The sequence below is a fragment of the Aeromonas sp. 600276 genome, from assembly GCF_049175815.1.
In the GTDB taxonomy this organism is placed as follows: Bacteria; Pseudomonadota; Gammaproteobacteria; order Enterobacterales; family Aeromonadaceae; genus Aeromonas; species Aeromonas dhakensis.
The window spans coordinates 394,678-411,302 of sequence record NZ_JAAKVU010000001.1 but is presented as its reverse complement, the minus strand read 5'-3'; the positions used below and the strand labels follow the sequence as shown (position 1 = coordinate 411,302).

Below are 16,625 nucleotides of genomic sequence, written 5' to 3'. Positions count from 1 at the left end.
GCAAGCTCGGGCGCCGTGAGTTGAGCGCCCCCTGCCCCGACCCAGGTCGGGGCTTGTCACTGTCAGGGAACCGTTATGATCCGTTTTGACAAGGTCAGCAAGGTTTACAGCGGCGGCCATCAGGCGCTGCAGAAGGTCAGTTTTCATCTGCGCAAGGGGGAGATGGCCTTTCTGACCGGGCACTCGGGCGCAGGCAAGAGTACCCTCCTCAAACTCATCAGCGTAATGGAGCGGCCGACCGACGGCCGTGTCTTCTTTCATGGCGATGACGTCAGCCACATCAAGCGGGGGGAGATCCCCTATGTGCGCCGCCAGATCGGCATGATCTTCCAGGACCACCGCCTGCTGATGGACCGCACCGTGTTCGACAACGTGGCGCTGCCGCTGGTGATCGACGGCTACAGCCATGGAGACATCAACAAGCGGGTGGCTGCGGCGCTCGACAAAGTAGGGCTGCTCGGCAAGGAGCGCTACCAGCCGCGCATGCTCTCCGGCGGTGAACAGCAGCGGGTCGGCATCGCCCGCGCCATCGTCAACAAGCCGCCGCTGCTGCTGGCGGATGAGCCGACCGGCAACCTGGATCCCCAGCTCTCCATGGACATCATGCGGCTGTTCGAGGAGTTCAACCGCTTCGGCGTCTCCGTGCTGATTGCCACCCACGATCTGGGGCTGATCGCCCGCATGCGCTATCGCACCCTGACCCTCAAGGCGGGTCGCATGTATTCGTCCGGGGAGGAGCTCTGATGGCCATTCGTGCGCGTCACAAACAGCCGCCGCTGCGGCGCTTCATGATGTACTGGGTCGACCACGCCCGCCAGGCCTTTGCCAGTCTGGGGGAGCTGTGGCGCAATCCGCTCGCCTCGCTGATGACGCTGGCGGTGCTGGGGGTTAGCCTGGCGCTGCCCTCCTGCTTCCACGTGCTGCTGAAAAACGCCGAGGTGGTGGAGGGGAGCTGGCAGACCAGTTCCCAGATCTCCCTCTACCTGCGCAAGGATCTGCCCGAGCAGAACATCCTCGACATGAAGCAGCGGATCCTGCTCTACCCGGAGGTGGAGTCGGTCACCTACATGAGCCGGGATGAGGCGCTCAAGGAGTTTCGCGAGATCTCCGGCTTTGGCGATGCGCTCGACTACCTCGACAGCAACCCGCTGCCGCCGGTGTTGAGCGTGATCCCGGATCCGCGCTGGCAGAACCCGGAAGGGGCGGCCGAGCTGCTCAACAAGCTGAGCAATGAAGACGGGGTCGAGCAGGGCAAGCTGGATCTGCAGTGGCTGACCCGGTTGCAGGGGATCATGAACCTGCTGCGCCACACCATCACCGGCATCGCCGTGCTGCTGCTCTCCGCGGTATTGCTGATTGTCGGTAACACCTTGCGCCTGAATATCCTCAACCAGCGTTCCGAGATTGAAGTGCTCAAGCTGGTGGGGGCGACCGATGCCTTTATCCATCGTCCCTTCCTTTATACCGGCATCTGGTTCGGGGTTATTGGCGGCATGCTGGCCTGGTGGCTGACCGAGGTGATGGTGATCTGGAGCGAAGGGGTGGTGAAGGAGCTGGCGGGTCTCTACAACAGCAACTTCCGGTTGGTGGGCATGGGAGCGGTCGACGGGATCAACCTGATCCTGCTGGGGGCCCTGCTGGGTCTGATCGCCTCCTGGTTTTCGGTCCATCGCCACATTCGCGACATCGAACCGTCCTGATTAATTTATCAGCGTTTCAAAGCGCTGGATTTTGCGACCTGGATCAAGTAAAAGAGTGGCCGTTTCTGGCACGGCCACCGTTCTGGGAGTAATCTGGATAGCACCAGTCTTCAGGATCTTCTCTGGATCCTGTGAACCTTCTGATTTATAAGCAGTCTACAATTGCGAAGAATTTATACGGGTGTGGCCCCTATGCCTTGCTCGTCTGACTTGGCAAGCATGTGAAGGTTGCGAGCTCCGCAACAATGGACTTAGCATGCTACTTTTCGGGGGTCCTTCATTGTGACCCCCTTTTTTTGACTGTTCATTCATGATTCATCCTGCCGGCCTAAGATGATTCCGCTTCAGACATGCCAGTCATGTTTGATGCAGGCCGCAGAATGGCGTCCGGTCAGTAGACAGGCCCTCTCAGGGTGTTAGACTGATTCGATTGAAAAGTAAGAGGTAGAACATGGGAACTTCATTGCAGCGCACTATGGCTCTGATTCCGCAAGGTAGTCTGGAAGGCTATATCCAGGCAGTAAACTCGATTCCGGTGCTGAGCGCAGAGGAAGAGCGTGAGCTGGCTGAGCGTTTGCAGCAGGAAGGCGATCTCGAGGCTGCCCGTCAGCTGGTTATGTCGCACCTGCGTTTTGTCGTTCACGTCGCCAAGAGTTATGCCGGTTACGGTCTGCCCCAGGCCGATCTGGTGCAGGAAGGCAACATAGGCCTGATGAAGGCGGTCAAGCGCTTCGACCCGAGCGTCGGCGTGCGTCTGGTCTCCTTCGCGGTGCACTGGATCAAGGCCGAAATCCACGAATACGTGCTGCGCAACTGGCGCATGGTCAAGGTGGCAACCACCAAGGCCCAGCGCAAGCTCTTCTTCAACCTGCGCAAATCCAAGAAACGCCTCGGCTGGCTGAACCACGAAGAGGTGCAGGCCGTGGCCGCCGATCTCGGCGTCTCCGCCGCCGACGTCACCGAGATGGAAGCGCGCATGAGCAACTACGATCAGGCGTTCGATCTGGTCGATGATGAGGACGAAGAGGGCGGTTTCGCGCCGGTCCACTATCTGGAGGACAAATCCTCCGATCTGGCCGCCACCATCGAGAACGACAACTGGGACGATCATGCAACCCGTCGTCTGAGCTCGGCCCTGGCCACCCTGGATGAGCGCAGCCAGCACATCATCCGTGCCCGCTGGCTCGACGACGACAGCAAGACCACCCTGCAGGAGCTGGCCGATACCTACGGCGTCTCCGCCGAGCGGGTGCGTCAGCTTGAGAAGAATGCCCTCAAGAAGCTGAAGGATGCGATGGAAGCATAATCCTGTGCGCCGGGCGGGTCAGTCAGCTTGAGAGGCACGCGCCCAGGCAGCTGAAAGATACGAGGGAGGCCTGAGCCTCCTGATGAAAACAGGGCCTGATGGCCCTGTTTTTGTTTGGCGGGGATCTGGTCGGCCTTGCCTTGGTTACCCTTGTGTATGGTATGTTGCCGCCACTGCCACAGTAGGGAGAGCAGATAGTGAAACTCTTGAACGACTTGTTTACCAACAACCGCGAGTGGGCGGAACGGATCAAGGCCGAGGATCCCGAATTCTTTGCTACCCTCTCCGCCCAGCAGGCCCCCGAATATCTCTGGATCGGCTGCTCTGACAGCCGGGTACCCGCCAACCAGCTGATGGGGCTGCTGCCGGGGGACGTGTTCGTCCACCGCAACGTCGCCAACCTGGTGGTGCACACCGACTTCAACTGCCTCTCGGTGCTGCAATACGCGGTCGAGGTGCTCAAGGTGAAGCACATCATCGTCTGCGGCCACTACGGCTGTGGTGGCGTCAAGGCGGCGATGCAGAACCAGGAGCTGGGGCTCATCGACAACTGGCTGCGCAACATCAAGGATGTCTACTTCAAGTATCGCGAGCAGCTGGATGCCATCGAGGATGAGCACGAGCGCTTCGACTACCTGTGCGAGCTGAACGTGGCCGAGCAGGTGGCCAACGTCTGCCACACCACCATCATCCAGAACGCCTGGCGCAAGGGGCAGGAGCTGGCGGTGCACGGCTGGATCTACGGCATCAAGGACGGTCTGCTGCACGATCTCGATCTCTGCATCAGCGGGCCGGAGCAGATCCCGGACGTCTATCGCGCCTGGCCGGACATGCGTCCGCCCCACCGCCGTCGCTGAGGAGCATCCCGTTGGCACCGGCTCTCTATCTGCAGATCAAGCAGCACATCCTGGACGGGATCCGCGAACGCCACTATCAGGCGGGCGACCGGATCCCGACCGAGGCCGCCCTGTGCGAGCAGTTCACTGTGAGCCGGATGACGGTCAACAAGGCGTTGCGCGAACTGGTGGCCGAGGGCTGGCTGGTGCGCACCGCCGGCTCTGGCAGTTTCGTGGCGGACCGGCGCACCGAGTCGCCGCTGCTGGCCATTCGCAACATCGCCGACGAGATCGCCGAGCGGGGCAGTGAGTACAGCGGCCGGGTGATCCGGTTGCAGCGCCAGGCCGCCGACGAGAAGGTGGCGGTGCAGCTGGGGCTGCGGGTCGGGGCGCCCATCTTTCACAGCCTCATCGTCCATCAGGCCGACGGTGAACCGCTGCAGCTGGAGGAGCGCTTCGTCGATGCGGAGCGGCTGCCGGAGTACGGCGAGCAGGATTTTGCCAGCCAGACCCCCAATCGTTATCTGATGGAGGTCTGTCCCCTCTCCGAGATGGAGCATGTGGTGGAGGCGGTGCTGCCGAGCGCCGGCGAGGCCGGCTTGCTGCAGGTACGGGTCGATACCCCCTGCCTGCTGCTGCATCGGCGTACCTGGTCAGACGGTTATCTGGTCTCCTATGCCCGCCTGCTCTCGCCAGGCTCCCGCTACAAGTTGAGCTCCAAGACCAGTCTCAGCTAATTGTATATACATATCATTTTTGACAAAGCCCGCCTCTGGCGGGCTTTTTTGTGTTTAAGCTCTAATGAACACGCTGTTATCAAGATGTGAACTTGATCCTTTCTTTCCCGTCAGAGATCGGATATAAGTTAATGTATATACATTTAGAGGTCGGTATGAACAAGGAACTGTTGAACTGCGAGCGGGTCTGGCTCAACGTGACACCCGCCACCCTGCGCTCCGATCTGGCTGACTACGGTCTGCTGGAGCCCCATGCTCTCGGCGTTCATGAGGGGAGGATCCACGCCCTGGTGCCCATGCAGGATCTCAAGGGCCCCTATCCCGCCCATTGGCAGGACATGAAGGGCAAGCTGGTTACCCCCGGCCTCATCGATTGCCACACCCACCTCATCTTCGCCGGCAGCCGTGCCGAAGAGTTCGAGCTGCGCCAGAAGGGTGTGCCCTATGCCGAGATCGCCCGCAAAGGCGGCGGCATCATCAGCACGGTGCGTGCCACCCGTGCCGCCAGCGAGGATCAGCTGTTTGAGCTGGCGCAGCCACGGATCAAGTCGCTGATCCGGGAAGGGGTCACCACGGTGGAGATCAAGTCCGGCTACGGCCTCACCCTGGCAGACGAGCTCAAGATGCTGCGGGTGGCTCGCCGACTGGGAGAGACGCTGCCGATCCGGGTCAAGACCACCCTGCTGGCAGCCCATGCGGTGCCGCCGGAGTATCGCGACGATCCCGACTCCTGGGTCGAGACCATCTGTCAGGAGATCATCCCGGCCGCCGCCGAGGCGGGTCTGGCCGATGCGGTGGACGTCTTCTGCGAACACATCGGCTTCTCGCTGGCCCAGACCGAGCAGGTCTATCTGGCGGCGGATCAATATGGTCTGGCGGTGAAGGGGCACATGGATCAGCTCTCCAACCTGGGGGGCAGCACGCTGGCCGCCAACTTCGGCGCCCTCTCGGTGGATCACCTGGAGTACCTGGATCCGGAAGGGGTCCAGGCGCTGGCTCACCGCGGCGTGGTCGCGACCCTGCTGCCCACCGCCTTCTATTTCCTCAAGGAGACCAAGCTGCCGCCGGTCGCCGCCTTGCGCAAGGCGGGAGTGCCGATGGCGGTCTCCTCCGACATCAACCCGGGCACGGCCCCCATCGTTTCCCTGCGGATGGCCATGAACATGGCCTGCACCCTGTTCGGCCTGACCCCGGTGGAGGCCATGGCCGGGGTGACCCGCCACGCCGCCCGGGCGCTTGGCGAGCAGGAGCAGCTGGGGCAGCTCAGGGTCGGCATGCTGGCGGACTTCTTGGTCTGGAACTGCGGCCATCCGGCCGAACTCAGCTACCTCATCGGCGTCGATCAGTTGGTGAGCCGGGTGGTCAATGGGGAGGAGACCCTGCATGGATAAGATAAACGGGATCGACATGTCGGTCTGGCAGGGGCGTCAGGATCCGGAAGACGGTGAACTGGCCCTGCGCTGGCATGACAGGGTGCAGCCCTGGCAGGGATGCGGTGAACCCGGCGTGGTACTGCTCGGCTTCGCCTGCGACGAAGGGGTGCGCCGCAACAAGGGGCGCGTCGGTGCGGCCGGTGCGCCGCTGGCGGTGCGCAAGCTGCTCGCCAACACGGCCTGGCATCTGGGCCAACCGGTCTATGATGGCGGCGACGTGCACTGTGAGGATGGCGATCTCGACGCCGCCCACGAGCGGCTGGCCGAGCGGGTGGCCGCTGCCCTCGAGCAGGGCCAGTTCCCGCTGGTGCTGGGGGGCGGCCACGAGGTGGCCTTCGGCAGCTGGAGCGGCCTCAACCGTCATCTGGGCGGCCGTGGCAGGGTGGGCATCATCAACTTCGACGCTCACTTTGACCTGCGCATGAAGCTGGAGCAGGCGAGTTCCGGCACCCCCTTCTTCCAGATTGCCGAGCAGTGCGCTGCCCAGGGCTCGCCCTTTACCTACGCCTGCCTCGGGGTGGCCGAGACCGCCAACACGGCGGCCCTGTTTGCCCGCGCCGAGGCGCTGGGGGCGTGGCATGTGCTGGACGAGGCGATGACGCCGACCGAGCTGCCAGCCTTGCTCAACGGGCTGGATGCCTTTATCGCCCGCTGTGACCACCTCTATCTGACCATCGATCTGGACGTGCTGCCCGCCGCCGTGATGCCGGGGGTAAGTGCCCCTGCGGCCCGCGGCGTGGAGCTGGCCGTCATCGAACCGCTGATCGCCCATATTCGGGCCAGCGGCAAGCTCAGGCTCGCCGATCTGGCCGAGTACAACCCGAATCTGGATCAGGACAACCGCAGCGCCCGCGTGGCCGCGCGCCTGGTCCACCAGTTGACCAAGTAGCGGCGCACCGCGCCGCCTGACCGTATCGCTAAACAAGGAGTGTCTATGTCTGTACAACACCAGGATCCCCGCCACGATCCGAGCCGGATCATCCGTGCTCCCCACGGCACCCAGCTGACTGCCAAGAGCTGGCTCACCGAGGCGCCCCTGCGGATGCTGATGAACAACCTGGATCCGGAAGTGGCCGAGCATCCCCAATCCCTGGTGGTGTACGGCGGCATCGGTCGCGCCGCCCGCAACTGGGCCTGCTACGACAAGATCGTCGAGGTGCTGACCCGCCTCGAGGAGAACGAGACCCTGCTGGTGCAATCCGGCAAGCCGGTCGGCGTGTTCCAGACCCACAAGGACGCACCGCGGGTGCTGATCGCCAACTCCAACCTGGTGCCGCACTGGGCCAACTGGGAGCACTTCAACGAGCTCGACAAGAAGGGCCTGATGATGTACGGCCAGATGACCGCCGGCTCCTGGATCTATATCGGTACCCAGGGCATCGTGCAGGGCACCTACGAGACCTTCTTCGCGGTGGCCAACCAGCACTTCAACGGCGAACCCAAGGGGCGCTGGATCCTGACCGGGGGCCTGGGTGGTATGGGCGGTGCCCAGCCGCTGGCCGCCACCATGGCCGGCTTCTCCATGATCGCCGTGGAGTGCGATGAGACCCGCATCGATTTTCGCCTCAAGACCCGCTACGTCGACAAGAAGGCCCATAGCCTGGATGAGGCGCTGGCCATGGTCGAGGAAGCCAGGCAGAGCGGCACCGCCGTCTCCGTCGGCCTGCTCGGCAACGCCGCCGACGTCTTCGCCGAACTGGTGGCCCGCGGCATCACGCCGGACGTGGTGACCGACCAGACCTCAGCCCACGACCCGATCCACGGCTACCTGCCCCAGGGCTGGAGCGTGGCCCAGTGGCGCGACCTGCAGAAGAGCGCGCCGCAAGAGGTCAATGTGGCCGCCCGCCGCTCCATGGCCCGTCAGGTAGAGGCCATGCTGACCCTGCAATCCCGCGGCGCCGCCACGCTCGATTACGGCAACAACATTCGCCAGATGGCGCTGGAAGAGGGGGTCAAGAATGCCTTCGACTTCCCCGGCTTCGTGCCGGCCTACATCCGCCCGTTGTTCTGCGAGGGCATTGGTCCGTTCCGCTGGGTGGCCCTCTCCGGCGACCCAGAAGACATCTACAAGACCGATCAGAAGGTGAAGGAGCTGATCCCGGACGATCCCCACCTGCACAACTGGCTCGACATGGCTCGCGAGCGCATCGCCTTCCAGGGCCTGCCGGCGCGGATCTGCTGGGTCGGGGTCAAGGATCGGGTGCGCCTGGGCCTGGCCTTCAACGAGATGGTGAAGAACGGCGAGCTGAAAGCCCCCGTCGTCATCGGCCGCGATCACCTGGACTCCGGCTCGGTGGCGAGCCCGAACCGCGAGACCGAATCCATGATGGACGGCTCCGACGCCGTCTCCGACTGGCCGCTGCTCAACGCCCTGCTCAACACAGCCGGCGGGGCGACCTGGGTCTCCCTGCACCACGGTGGCGGGGTCGGCATGGGCTTCTCCCAGCACTCCGGCGTGGTGATCGTCTGTGACGGCACCGACGACGCCGCCAAGCGGGTCGGCCGCGTGCTGCGCAACGACCCGGCCACCGGGGTGATGCGTCACGCCGATGCCGGCTACGAAATTGCCATCAACTGTGCCGTTGATGAGAAACTGGATCTGCCGATGATTGACGGCGCCAACGGTGTCAAAGGAAAGGTGTAACACCATGTTTGAACTGACTATTACCCCGGGCGAGCTGGATCTCGCCACCCTGCGCCGCGTCAGCCGCGAGCCGGTACACGTTTCGCTGGATCCCTCCGCCCTGGCGGGGATCCACTCCTCCGCCGCCGTGGTCACCAAGGTGATCGAGCAAAACCGGGTGGTGTATGGCATCAACACCGGCTTCGGCCTGCTGGCCAACACCCGCATTCCGGTGGAACAGCTGGACGAGCTGCAGCGCTCCATCGTGCTCTCCCATGCCGCCGGTATCGGCGAGTACATGGATGACGCCACCGTGCGGCTGATGATGGTGCTCAAACTCAACTCCCTGGCCCGCGGCTTCTCCGGCATCCGGCTGGTGGTGCTGGAGGCCCTGATGCGTCTCATCAACGCCGAGGTCTACCCGGTGGTGCCTAAGAAGGGCTCCGTCGGCGCCTCCGGCGACCTGGCGCCGCTGGCCCACATGAGCTGCCTGCTGATCGGTGAAGGCAAGGCGCGCCACAAGGGCGAGCTGATCGATGCCACCACGGCCCTCAAGATTGCCGGGCTGGAGTCCATCGCACTGGCACCGAAAGAGGGGCTGGCACTGCTCAACGGCACCCAGGCGAGCACCGCCTTCGCGCTGGAAGGGCTGTTCCACGCCGAGGATCTCTACGCCGGCGCCATCACCATAGGCGCCATGAGCGTGGAGGCGGCCCTCGGCAGCCGCCGTCCGTTCGATGCCCGCATCCACGCGGTGCGCGGCCAGCGCGGCCAGATCGACGCGGCTGCCTGCTACCGCCACCTGCTGGTGGATGGCAGCGAGATCGGCATGTCCCACCACAACTGCGAGAAGGTGCAGGATCCTTACTCCCTGCGCTGCCAACCGCAGGTGATGGGCGCCTGCCTGACCCAGATCCGTCAGGCGGCCGAGGTGCTGGTGTGCGAGGCCAACGCGGTCTCCGACAACCCGCTGGTGTTTGCCGAGGATGAGGACATTCTCTCCGGCGGCAACTTCCACGCAGAACCCGTGGCCTTCGCCGCCGACAACCTGGCGCTGGCCATCGCCGAGATCGGTTCTCTGTCAGAGCGGCGGATGGCGCTGCTGATCGACTCTCGGATGTCCGGTCTGCCGGCGTTTCTGGTCAACAACGGCGGGGTGAATTCGGGCTTTATGATCGCTCAGGTCACTTCGGCGGCGCTGGCCTCCGAGAACAAGACCCTGGCCCACCCGGCCTCGGTGGACAGTCTGCCCACCTCCGCCAACCAGGAGGATCACGTCTCCATGGCCACTTTCGCCGGTCGCCGGCTGGCGGACATGGCCGAGAACACCCGCGGCATCCTGGCGGTGGAGCTGCTGGCCGCGGCCCAGGGCCTGGATTTCCGCGCACCGCTGCGTTCCACCGAGCTGGTGGAGCTGGCCAAGGGCCGCCTGCGCGAAGAGGTCAGCTTCTACGACAAGGACAGGTACTTCGCGCCGGACATCGAGGCAGCCGCCGCCCTGCTGGGCCGGGCCAGCTACAACGACCTGATCCCGGCCGGCGTGCTGCCGAGCCTCTAAGCGGCCACCCAGCCCATAACAGAAGACCGCCCATCGGGCGGTCTTTTCGTTGCTGTGGTCGATGATCCAGCGGTTATTCGTGCTCGAACATCAGGAACAGGTAGACCACGAACAACACCAGGTGGGTAGCCCCGTGCAGCGCATTGGTGCGGCCGCTGCTGAAGGTCACCTTGCACACCATGAGAGTGGTGATAAGCAGCACCATGTCGGCGGCCGAGAGGCCCAGACGAACCTCCTGACCCAGCATGGCGCCGATGAACAGCACGGCGGGCACTGTGAGGGCGATGGTGGCCAGCACAGAGCCGAAGTAGAGATTCATGGCCCGCTGCAGCTGGTTGTTGAAGGCCGCCTTGATGGCGCCGACCGCCTCGGGGGCCAGCACGATACAGGCGACGATGAAGCCGCCCAGCGCCGGCGGCGCCGCCAGCACTTTGACCCCGTGGTTGATGGGAATGGCGAGGGTCTTGGCCAGCAGGATCACCACCACCAGATAGGCGAGCAGCAACAGGGTGTGGTAGACGTTGCTCTGCAGCGGGCCGTGGTGCTCTTCGTAATCCTCGTGATCGCTGTCGATGAAGAAGTGGCTGTGGCTGCGGGTCTGGATCAGCAGGAAGACGCCGTAGAGCAGCACCGAGATGATGATCAGCATCCAGGACATGGCGCTCGACATGCTGCCGATGTTGCCCCCCTCGGTGAAGTTGGGTAGCACCAGACAGAGCAGTGCCAGCGGAATGATGGCCACCAGATAGGATTTGACCCCGTCCAGATTGAAGCTCTGGGTGTGGTAGCGCCAGCCGCCAAACAGCAGGGTGAAGCCCACCAGGCCGTTGGTCACCAGCATCACCACCGCAAACATGGTGTCGCGGGCCATCACCGGATTGGGTTCGCCGGTCAGCATGACCGAGGAGATCATCACCACCTCCAGCGAGATGACCGACAGGGTGAGGATCAGGGTGCCGAAGGGTTCGCCCAGCTTGATGGCGAGGGCATCGGAGTGGCGCACCACCGAGAAGATGGCCCAGGTGACGATGGCAAGCAGCACAGCCGACACCGGAAGATAGATCCCGAGCGGAGTTGTCTCTGTCAGCAGGTCGCTACCTAGCGTCTTGAAGAAGAGCAGGGTGAGCAGGCCGACGGGCAGGGCAATCTCTTGCCGGATAAATGACTTCATAGGCAGTGGTTCTCATCTCGGGGCGGCGTGAGCCGACGGGTTTGGAGCAGGATGGCACGTCACCGCAGTGACGGCCCTGCCAATGATAAAGGCTGTTATCCGCGCAAGGAAAAAACATTTTGTTGCAAGATATGAGGGGAGCCGCATCCTCACCCGCTGCCAGCGCAGAGTCGTGTTCGCCTGTGCGGTCGAGGGGGCAGAGGCTGGCTCAGCGCTCGCCCCCGTGGTTCTGGTACCAGGCCAGCAGCCAGATCTTCAGCTTGGTCAGGGCCATGGGCGGGGCATAGACGTAGCCCTGGATCAGGTGCACGCCGTGCTGGTCCAGATATTCCACCTGATCCTGGCGTTCGACCCCCTCGGCAATCATCTCCATGCCAGACTCGCGGCCAAAGGCGATGGTGGCATCCAGCACGCTGCGCTTGAGATCGTCTGTGCCTATGGTGTCGACGAACATCTTGTCGATCTTGATCTGGCGGATGCCGAGTCGCTGCAGGTAGGCGAAGCCGCCGTAACCGGTGCCGAAGTCATCCAGCTTGAAGTGGTAGCCCCGCTGCTGCAGGGCGCCGATCTCGGCGCTCGCCGTCTCGATGTCGGTGATGGGCTTGCGCTCGGTCAGCTCGAAGGTGAGCTGGGCGGGAGAGGGCCAGCCGTGGCGCAGCAGCAGGTTGCGCAGGTGCGGTTGCTCCAGGTGGGAGGCCACTATGTTGACGCTGACCCACTGGCCGGGGATGAGCTTGGGCAGGTCGGCGATGACTTTTTCCAGCAGTTGGCTGGTCATGGGCAGGATCAGCTCCTGCTCTTCCGCATAGTCGATGAAGGCTCCTGGCGGGATCAGGCCGCCGCCCCGCTGCCAGCGCAGCAGTGCCTCGAACCCCACCACCTGCTGGCTGCGGCTGTCCACCACGGGTTGGTAGAAGGGGACGAACTCCCGCCGCGCCAGCCCGGCCTGCAACAATCCCTTGAGAGAGCGCCGGTAGTTGCGCAGCCCCCAGTAAGCCGCAACCAGCAGAGCCCCGACGGCGGCGCCGCACCAGAGCCCGTAGTAGCGGGCCTGCTGCAGGGCGTACTGCTCGAGCGCCCGGCCGGCCCACAGGGTCTGCCGGATCTGCTCGTGGGGATCGAGAAAACTGAGGCTGAGGCTTTGACTGCCTGCCTCCTCCTTGATGGCGCTGTCGCCGCGGGGGAAGGTCGGGCTGGAGCCCCCCGGTTGCAGCTGGCTGAATTCGAGGTAGAAGCAGTTGGCGCAGGGATATTGCAGCAGGGCGTGGCTCCAGCTGTTGCTCAGCACCCAGTAGACTATGTTGCCGCCGCTGCGGTAGTAGGCGACTATCTCCTGTTCGGTGTTGAAGCGGGCCTGGGTGGCCGCGATCCCGAAAGCATCCTGATTGGGGTAGGGGGGCAGCTCGGCCAGGGTGAAGGGCAGGTCCATCCCCAGGCTGGAACAGCCGCCACCGGAGGCGAGCAGCAGCCCCTGGATGCGGATGTGTTCGTTGTAAAAACGGGGGGCCCGCAGCAACGCCATGTCCTGCTCGCCGCAGTCAAAATGGAACTGCACCAGCTGGTTGCGAATGCTCTCGTCCAGTACCTGATGTCGCTCCACCAGGGCGGCTTTGATCTCCTCTTTCTTCTTCTGCAGCAGCTGGTGGGCCAGGGTGCCGCCGAGCAGCTGGCTGAGGGGAAGACTGGCCAGCAGCGGCAGGCAGAACAGCAACAGAGTGAGCCAGAATGGGGAGATAGTTCGCAAGGGGCACCTGCCTGATGGGCGAATAGGATGCATATGAGTGGCATCATCATAGTGCATTAGCTGCATCGATTTGAGCGGAGGCGATCACACTTGTGTCGTAGATTTATAATCTGCTGATAAATAATGGTTTTATAAAATCGGCTGCTGAAGATTCAATCGCTGACCTGTCATAAATGACAATTGTCCAGCTTATCTGAAGTGGCTAGAGTAGCCGTGCGGTTTGACTCACCGTGTGTTCAATACTCCTGTATCTGTTTTTTTGTCAGTAGCACAGAGTGTTAGTTTTGATATGAGTGTTTCTTTTGGTCCCCTCTGCGGGACCATTTTTCTGCCTGTCATTCGGCCATGGCCCTGAGCCCTGCCTCCCTTTCCTCTTCCTTGATCCTCCTTTTTTGGCTGCCACCCTGTCCGGGGCTTGGTGTTCTCGCACCTGTTTGGGTATGCTCGCCCGCTTAATTCCAGAAGCGGGATCTTCGTCCATAGGCGCGCTTCAAGGTTGGCTGATACGATGAAGCCACATGGAAGTTGTCGGGCATACGGAAAGGTACATGAAACTGACCACCCAGCTTGTCTCGTTTATTACCCTGTGCGTCATCGCGGCCATGGCCATGGTGCTGCTTGGCGGGGTGTTCAGCTTTCGCGAGCTGGGCATGGAGCTGCAGCAGAAGAAGGTCAACTCCCTGGTGGAGATCATCGACAAGCAGCTGGAGATCGCCGACGATCATCAGGATCTCACCCGCTGGCTGCCGACCCTGCTGCGCTCGGCCCACGTGGTTGAGCTGGAGATCCGCCAGAACAAGCAGCGGATCTACTGGTTTCGCGACGTGCAGCAGCCGACCGACGAGAGCCTGCTGATCCCCTATCACCAGGCCATTCCCCATCAACCCGACATGCAGGCCGACTTCAAGCTGGAGCGGCCGTTCAAGGAGTTCGAGTACTCCATCAAGGCCATGTCTGGCATCTCCCTCGGCATCTTCATCGTGGTGTTCGGTCTCTGGTACTCCATCCGCTGGCTGCGTTTGCAACTGCGCGGGGCCGAGCTGCTGGCAGAGCGGGCCCAGCTGATCCTGGACGGCAAACTGACCAAGCTGGCCCACGATCCGGCCGACGAGTGGCCGCAGTCAGCCAGCCAGGCCCTCGATTATCTGCTGGCCGAGCTGGCGGATGCCCGCAAGGAGCGCAGTCGCTTCGACAACTTCATCCGCAGCAACGCCTTCGTCGACAAGCTGACCGGCATCGGCAACCGGCTGTTCTTCGACAACCGGCTGGAGAGCGCCATCATGGAGGCGAGCGTGATGAGTGGCGGCGTGCTGCTGATCGAGCTGGCCGGGCTGGAGGAGCTGGATCCCGAGCTGAACGGCCGCCAGAGCCAGGATCTGCTGATGGAGGCGAGCGCCTCCATTGCCGCCTTCGTGCGCAAGCACAGCGGTGCCCTGCAGGCGCGCTATGCCGGTCAGGTGTTTGCGGTGCTGCTGCCCAACATGTCGGAGAGCGAGATGGTGGATGCCGCCGGCCAGCTGCACAAGAGTCTGCAGCGGCTGCACTGGCCCGAGGCGGTCAATGCCGACACCGCCGTCTATCTGGGGGCGGTCTGCTATCAGGCCGAGGACTCCCTGCTCAAGGTGCAGGAGGAGGCGGAGCTGGCGCTCAAGAGCGCGCAGCTGCAGGGCCACACCGGCTGGTTCCTCTACGAGAAGCAGCTGGACGAGGAGCAGAGCAGCAAGGGCACGGTGCGCTGGCGCACCCTGATCGGCCGGCGCATCGAGGAGCACGGCATCGACTTCTACGTGCAGCCGGTGCAGCAGGAGCGGGATCAGGTGGTGCTGCAGCAGGATCTGCTGATCCGGATCCACGACGAGCAGGGGCGGGAGCTGCAGGCCGGCGTCTTCATGCCGATGGCGGAGAAGGCGGGGCTGCTGCTGCCGCTGGATCGGCTGGTGGCACAGCAGACCCTCGCCCTGTTGCGTCAGCGCTCCGAGCAGAGCTGTCCCATCAGCCTGACTCTCTGCGCCCAGAGCCTGCTGCACCGGGAGTTCCAGCGCTGGCTGTTCTTCGATCTGTTCCAGCTGCCGCGCAGCACCAATGAGCGGCTGATCCTGCAGCTCTCCGAGGCCCAGGTGACCCGCCACTACGAGGCGCTCAAGCGGCCGCTGCGGGCGCTGCGCATGCTGGGCTGCCAGCTGGCCATCGATCATGCCGGCCAGGACGTGGTGAGCACCCAGTACATCAAGGAGTTCGAGATCAACTTCCTCAAGCTGCACCCCAGCCTGGTGCGCGAGATCCACACCCGCCAGGTCAACCAGATGGCGGTGCGCAGCCTGGTGGGGGGCTGTGCCAATACCCGCACCCGGGTCATCGCCGTGGGGGTGGAGAGCGGCGATGAGTGGAAGATGCTGCGCCACCTCGGGGTGCACGCCGGGCAGGGCCCCTGGTTTGCCGAGCCACAGCGGCTGGTGCTGGAACCGGCCGGCGCCTGACGGAGGCAAGAGAGGGTCGCCCGGGCGACCCTCTCTTTTTTTGTGGTCAAGAGCGGTGGTTCAGCGCCTGCTCCGCGCCTGGCAGCCCATCACAGGCGCCCCTGCTCTCTCAGTCCCGCCAGCCCCTGCATGCCGCCGGTGTGGATGAAGACGATCTTGCTGCCGCGCGGGATGCGACCGGCCGCCAGTTCGCGAAACAGTCCCCACATTGCCTTGCCGCTGTAGATGGGCTCAAGTGGCAGACCCGTCTCGGCGCTGAAGGCCTGCACCCACTGCCAGAGCGCCGGAGTGAATTTGGCATAGCCACCGTCGTGGTGATCCAGCGCGATCCGCCAGCCGGGCGTGTCGGCGGCGGCCGGGTGGAGGCGGCGCACCTCGTCGGCGATGAAGCTCCCCCCCTTGAGCACGGCGATGGCGAGGATCTGTTCCGGATCCCGCTTGCCGGCGATGAGCCCGGCCAGGGTGCCGCCGCTGGCACAAGGCAATACCCAGAGATCCGGCGAGAAGGGCACCTCGTCGACCAGCTCGGCCACTCCGGGGATGGCCAGCGGGCTGCTGCCCCCCTCCGGCACTATCAGGGTCTCTTCATCCTGGAATTGGTCCAGCCAGGCGGGATCCTGCCGTCGCCGGTAGCTCTGGCGGTCGACAAAAATGAGATCCATGCCCCAGCCTTTCGCCGCGCTCAGGGTGGCGTTGCTGACGGCCTCCGGTTCCCCGCGTATGATGCCGGTAGTACGCAGGCCAGATTGGCACCCGGCCGCCGCCAGGGCATGGATATGATTGGAGTAGGCGCCGCCAAACGAGAGCAGATGGCGCTTGCCTTGCTCCTCGGCATACCGCAGGTGGTACTTGAGCTTGCGCCACTTGTTGCCCGAGATGGCGGGGTGGATCAGATCGTCCCGTTTGCACCAGAGCTGGACATCATGGGTGTTCAACAGCGGGTGCGAGACAGCGTGCAGCGGCGAGGGCAGCAGGGCCGGTTGCAACGGCAACGACAAGCCGGATTGGGGCTGGGGTGGCAATGAGTAATCCGTCATTTA

General features: G+C 63.6%; 13 protein-coding genes. 10 read left to right on the top strand and 3 right to left on the bottom strand.

Features of this window, described 5'->3' with window-relative positions:
• Nucleotides 1-75: 75 nt before the first annotated feature.
• The 9 genes from ftsE (at nt 76) to hutH (ending at nt 10,193) form a co-directional block, all read left to right on the top strand.
• Complete coding sequence (gene ftsE, locus G5134_RS01935) at nt 76-744, top strand: cell division ATP-binding protein FtsE (protein WP_005308049.1); 669 nt, start codon at nt 76-78, stop codon at nt 742-744.
• Entirely contained in the window at nt 744-1,700 is a 957-nt protein-coding gene (gene ftsX, locus G5134_RS01930; RefSeq protein WP_005308051.1) for a permease-like cell division protein FtsX, read from the top strand. Before ftsE ends, ftsX begins: the two co-directional genes overlap by 1 nt.
• Before the next feature lie 451 nt (nt 1,701-2,151).
• The gene (rpoH, locus tag G5134_RS01925) at nt 2,152-3,006 is read left to right on the top strand and encodes an RNA polymerase sigma factor RpoH (protein WP_065017359.1); all 855 of its coding nucleotides are present in this window, start codon (nt 2,152-2,154) and stop codon (nt 3,004-3,006) included.
• Between the two features lie 197 nt (nt 3,007-3,203).
• Nucleotides 3,204-3,863, top strand: coding sequence for a carbonate dehydratase (gene can / locus G5134_RS01920; RefSeq protein ID WP_005308055.1), 660 nt, complete (start codon nt 3,204-3,206; stop codon nt 3,861-3,863).
• Nucleotides 3,864-3,874: 11 nt separating this feature from the next.
• Nucleotides 3,875-4,579 carry a histidine utilization repressor gene (gene hutC / locus G5134_RS01915; RefSeq protein ID WP_005308057.1) on the top strand — a complete coding sequence of 235 codons (705 nt, stop codon included), beginning with the start codon at nt 3,875-3,877 and terminating at the stop codon, nt 4,577-4,579.
• 155 nt (nt 4,580-4,734) lie between these two features.
• Nucleotides 4,735-5,970: an imidazolonepropionase gene (gene hutI / locus G5134_RS01910; protein ID WP_421231840.1), complete on the top strand. Its 1,236-nt coding sequence runs from the start codon at nt 4,735-4,737 to the stop codon at nt 5,968-5,970.
• On the top strand, nt 5,963-6,901 hold the full coding sequence (hutG, locus tag G5134_RS01905; RefSeq protein ID WP_024942731.1) for a formimidoylglutamase: 939 nt from the start codon (nt 5,963-5,965) through the stop codon (nt 6,899-6,901). The genes hutI and hutG overlap by 8 nt, the downstream gene beginning before the upstream one ends.
• Before the next feature lie 45 nt (nt 6,902-6,946).
• Nucleotides 6,947-8,656 (top strand): urocanate hydratase, encoded by a 1,710-nt coding sequence (gene hutU / locus G5134_RS01900; RefSeq protein ID WP_024942730.1) that lies wholly within the window; start codon nt 6,947-6,949, stop codon nt 8,654-8,656.
• Nucleotides 8,657-8,660: 4 nt separating this feature from the next.
• Nucleotides 8,661-10,193: a histidine ammonia-lyase gene (gene hutH, locus G5134_RS01895; RefSeq protein WP_024942729.1), complete on the top strand. Its 1,533-nt coding sequence runs from the start codon at nt 8,661-8,663 to the stop codon at nt 10,191-10,193.
• A 73-nt stretch (nt 10,194-10,266) separates the two neighbouring features.
• On the opposite strand, the gene G5134_RS01890 is transcribed toward hutH, so the two are convergent.
• The gene (locus tag G5134_RS01890; RefSeq protein WP_005308064.1) at nt 10,267-11,364 is read right to left on the bottom strand and encodes a calcium:proton antiporter; all 1,098 of its coding nucleotides are present in this window, start codon (nt 11,362-11,364) and stop codon (nt 10,267-10,269) included.
• A 208-nt stretch (nt 11,365-11,572) separates the two neighbouring features.
• Nucleotides 11,573-13,108, bottom strand: a complete 1,536-nt coding sequence (locus G5134_RS01885; RefSeq protein ID WP_279699305.1) for an EAL domain-containing protein — start codon at nt 13,106-13,108, stop codon at nt 11,573-11,575.
• Nucleotides 13,109-13,656: 548 nt separating this feature from the next.
• On the opposite strand from G5134_RS01885, the gene G5134_RS01880 reads away from it, so the two are divergent.
• Nucleotides 13,657-15,585: an RNase E specificity factor CsrD gene (locus G5134_RS01880; RefSeq protein WP_010635385.1), complete on the top strand. Its 1,929-nt coding sequence runs from the start codon at nt 13,657-13,659 to the stop codon at nt 15,583-15,585.
• An 89-nt stretch (nt 15,586-15,674) separates the two neighbouring features.
• On the opposite strand, the gene G5134_RS01875 is transcribed toward G5134_RS01880, so the two are convergent.
• Nucleotides 15,675-16,622 carry a 1-aminocyclopropane-1-carboxylate deaminase/D-cysteine desulfhydrase gene (locus G5134_RS01875; RefSeq protein ID WP_026139098.1) on the bottom strand — a complete coding sequence of 316 codons (948 nt, stop codon included), beginning with the start codon at nt 16,620-16,622 and terminating at the stop codon, nt 15,675-15,677.
• Nucleotides 16,623-16,625 lie beyond the last annotated feature (3 nt).

Bases quoted from the DNA above. Each gene is read 5' to 3' on its own strand.
- ftsE (WP_005308049.1), top strand. From the start codon at position 76: ATGATCCGTTTTGACAAGGTCAGCAAGGTTTACAGCGGCGGCCATCAG.
- ftsX (WP_005308051.1), top strand. From the start codon at position 744: ATGGCCATTCGTGCGCGTCACAAACAGCCGCCGCTGCGGCGCTTCATG.
- rpoH (WP_065017359.1), top strand. From the start codon at position 2,152: ATGGGAACTTCATTGCAGCGCACTATGGCTCTGATTCCGCAAGGTAGT.
- hutI (WP_421231840.1), top strand. From the start codon at position 4,735: ATGAACAAGGAACTGTTGAACTGCGAGCGGGTCTGGCTCAACGTGACA.
- hutG (WP_024942731.1), top strand. From the start codon at position 5,963: ATGGATAAGATAAACGGGATCGACATGTCGGTCTGGCAGGGGCGTCAG.
- hutU (WP_024942730.1), top strand. From the start codon at position 6,947: ATGTCTGTACAACACCAGGATCCCCGCCACGATCCGAGCCGGATCATC.
- hutH (WP_024942729.1), top strand. From the start codon at position 8,661: ATGTTTGAACTGACTATTACCCCGGGCGAGCTGGATCTCGCCACCCTG.
- G5134_RS01890 (WP_005308064.1), bottom strand. From the start codon at position 11,364: ATGAAGTCATTTATCCGGCAAGAGATTGCCCTGCCCGTCGGCCTGCTC.
- G5134_RS01880 (WP_010635385.1), top strand. From the start codon at position 13,657: ATGAAACTGACCACCCAGCTTGTCTCGTTTATTACCCTGTGCGTCATC.
- G5134_RS01875 (WP_026139098.1), bottom strand. From the start codon at position 16,622: ATGACGGATTACTCATTGCCACCCCAGCCCCAATCCGGCTTGTCGTTG.